Source organism: Salinivibrio sp. PR5 (assembly GCF_001996085.1).
GTDB classification, from domain to species: Bacteria; Pseudomonadota; Gammaproteobacteria; order Enterobacterales; family Vibrionaceae; genus Salinivibrio; species Salinivibrio proteolyticus.
Genome location: NZ_MUFK01000086.1, coordinates 1 through 3,069 on the forward strand (window position 1 = coordinate 1; position 3,069 = coordinate 3,069).

Sequence of the window (3,069 nt, forward strand, 5' to 3'; positions counted from 1 at the left end):
TTTCTCTATATTTCTATACAAATTTACCATGATTCAACCCTGCTCAGCGCAAGGGAATAAGATTTAAACGTTTCAAAATATGACAACGAGCACCGAAGAGATGCGAGGAGAACCTGAGAGGTAAAAGGAGATAGGATAGCGAGAGTGCTATGGTGCCCCGGGCCGGACTTGAACCGGCACAGCGCGAACGCCGAGGGATTTTAAATCCCTTGTGTCTACCAATTCCACCACCAGGGCAACGCAGTTATGCGTGGTAGCACCATAGTCCGCAGGCTGCGCCGCGAACGAAGGTGTACTTTAATGAAATTTAACGAGAGGTCAATAGCCCTTTTATTCTTTTTGATTCAATTGGTTGAAAAGCAGCCAGAGAAAGGCGTTTCGTCGTCAGCAATGAATAAACGCTCATATATCGTAAATGGTTTAATCGTATACTTATATGCATTTACCCACCTTCAAAGCGTGGATAGGCTCATTCAGCGGCCTGTAGCATGGTGGCATTATTCAATGATTCGATCTTTACGTAACTCAGTTTCAAGGGCGGATACCATGGCTCGCAACTCAGTAAAGACCTTTTTAACGTGTTTAATATCTGCGCTATTTTTTTCAATATTCCGGAATAGTTGGCTCAACGCCATGGCACCACCTGATGTTGCCGCGCCTCTTGCCCCATGTGCAAGCGACTTAACCTTATCTTCATCTTGATCATTAACGGCTTGCTCTAACTCCTGCATGTCAGCGCTCAAGCTCTGCCAAAACATTGATAATACGGCGCGCTTCATCTCATTATCATCACTCCCAATGATTTTCTCCAACTGAATATCATCGATGAGAGATGTGCTATCTTCCATACCTCGATTGGATTGGCCAATTGAAGGCTTCATGGTATCTATACGTAGTGAACGTCCTCTAAGCCTGAGCGCTAATACACGCTTTAACGTCTCTAGCTCTACTGGCTTTGCAATATAGTCATCCATCCCAGCTCGCAAACAGTGATCTGCTTCTCCGACTAATGCATTCGCGGTAACAGCAATAATCAGCGTTCGTGGCTTACCTTCTTCGGCTTCTAAACGTCTTATCTCTGACGTCAACTCAAAACCATCCATGTCTGGCATATGGCAATCGGTGATAAGAAGCGAATAGTGACCTTGACGCCACTTCTCTAACGCTTCTCGACCATTTGCCGTCATTTCGTGTTGGTAGCCGAGTTGGCTCAGTTGTTTCGCCAGTACTAGTTGGTTGGTCGGTTGATCTTCTGCACAAAGAATCGCTCCACACTGTTTCGCATCAAATTGATTCGCATTTACGAATGCATCTCCATTACTAATCGCTTGGCTCCAGTCTACATCCGGACTTTCTAGCCCACACATAATAGCTGCGGCTATAACTAGCTCACTCGGTTTGAGCGGACAAGGGCTCAGCCAATATGCGCCAGGGTAAGTATATCTTTCAGCACCGACGGGAGGCTCCCCCAATACGATGCGACGAATATCAGGATGGTCGCTAACAAAGTCTTCACTCGCTGTGACCGCAATCATGGTCTCACATTTCCACTCGGCCCATTCAATCTTATCACCGTCTAAGACGTTAGCTGGATTTAGCTGACTGAAATGTTCGCGATAAGTTGAATATGCGCTGTTTTTTTCTAGAAAAAGAACAAAGGAAAAATGAGAAAAATCGTAATGATGGTAGCGACTATTACCATCATTAGGATAAGGTGCCGGAATAATAACCGTAAAGGTACTTCCATTGCCAAAGTCGCTCGTCACGTCGATCTTGCCCTTCATGAGATCGACAAAGGATTTGGAGATACTTAAACCGAGCCCAGTACCACCATAACGACGCGTCGTAGAGCTGTCAGCTTGAGTGAATGGACTAAACAGTTTATCTATTTGCTCATCGGTCATACCGACGCCGGTATCTTGAATACTGACAGAAAGTCTTTGGGTACCATGGCAGTAGGATGTCCTGATAAACACATCTCTGACTTCTCTCTCCGAGCTGGTAAACTTAATTGCATTACCAAGTAAATTGAGTAGTACTTGCCTAACGCGAACGGAATCCAATGTGATAAATTCTGGTGTCGCATAATCATGTATAAAATAGAGGTTTACATCGCTTTGGTATGCATGCACCCATAGAGCTTCAAGTGTTTTCTCGATCAAATTGAGTATATTTACTTCAGTAGGGTCAAGCGACATTTGTCCGGATTCAATTTTTGAGAAATCGAGAATATCATTAATAATCTCTAAGAGTGAAAACGACGAATCACGAATCGTAGAGACCATTTGTGCCTGCTCTCTGTTTAACGCGGTTTCTTTTAGCAAATCAACCATACCGATAACGCCATTCATCGGTGTTCTAATCTCATGGCTCATAGTAGCTAAAAATCGAGATTTGGCTTGATTGGCTTTATGAGCAGCAATACTTTCTTTTTCAAGCTTCGCTTGCGTCATTCGTTCTTGAGTAATATCAAGGTTAATGCCAAATAATATTTCTTTTCCACTATCGCTATCTTTCGCTACATTACCGGCCGCTTTAACCCAATGTGTTTTTCTTGTGGTTGGATTAATTATCCGAAACTCAGCATTAAATACTTTGCTTTGGTTAAGCGCCGTTTCAACTTCGTGGACCGCGATGTCTCGGTCCTCAGGATGAAGTGTGTCACGCCAGACTTGATAATCAACCTCACTACCAAGCGAAACACCGTATAGCCGGTACATATTATCGTCCCATTTGAGCTGGCCTGTTGTAACATCCATCGACCAGTTACAAATCCTCCCCGCATCAGACGCTAACTGCATACCTCTAAGTAGTTCATCTCTAGACTTTTTCGCAGCACGTAATTCATCCTCTATAATTTTCCGAGACTCAATATCTTCAATAACTGCAATAAAATATTTAGGGTTCTCCCATTCATCCAACACGACAGACACTGATAAGGTAGCCCAAACGAAAGTACCGTCTCGTTTGATATAACGCTTATCCATTGAAAATGAGCGTTCCTTACCTGAAATCAGCGTAGCTACATTATTTTTACTCTCTGATAAAAAGTCAATATGGGTAATATCT

Annotated in this window: 1 protein-coding gene and 1 tRNA gene; both read right to left on the reverse strand. The window is 43.4% G+C overall.

Features of this window, described 5'->3' with window-relative positions; genetic code table 11:
• Positions 1 to 150: 150 nt before the first annotated feature.
• A tRNA-Leu gene (locus BZG82_RS15905) sits at positions 151 to 237 on the reverse strand.
• A 260-nt stretch (positions 238 to 497) separates the two neighbouring features.
• Positions 498 to 3,069 (reverse strand): hybrid sensor histidine kinase/response regulator (locus BZG82_RS15910; RefSeq protein ID WP_131826254.1); only part of this gene is annotated, 2,572 nt, incomplete at its 5' end.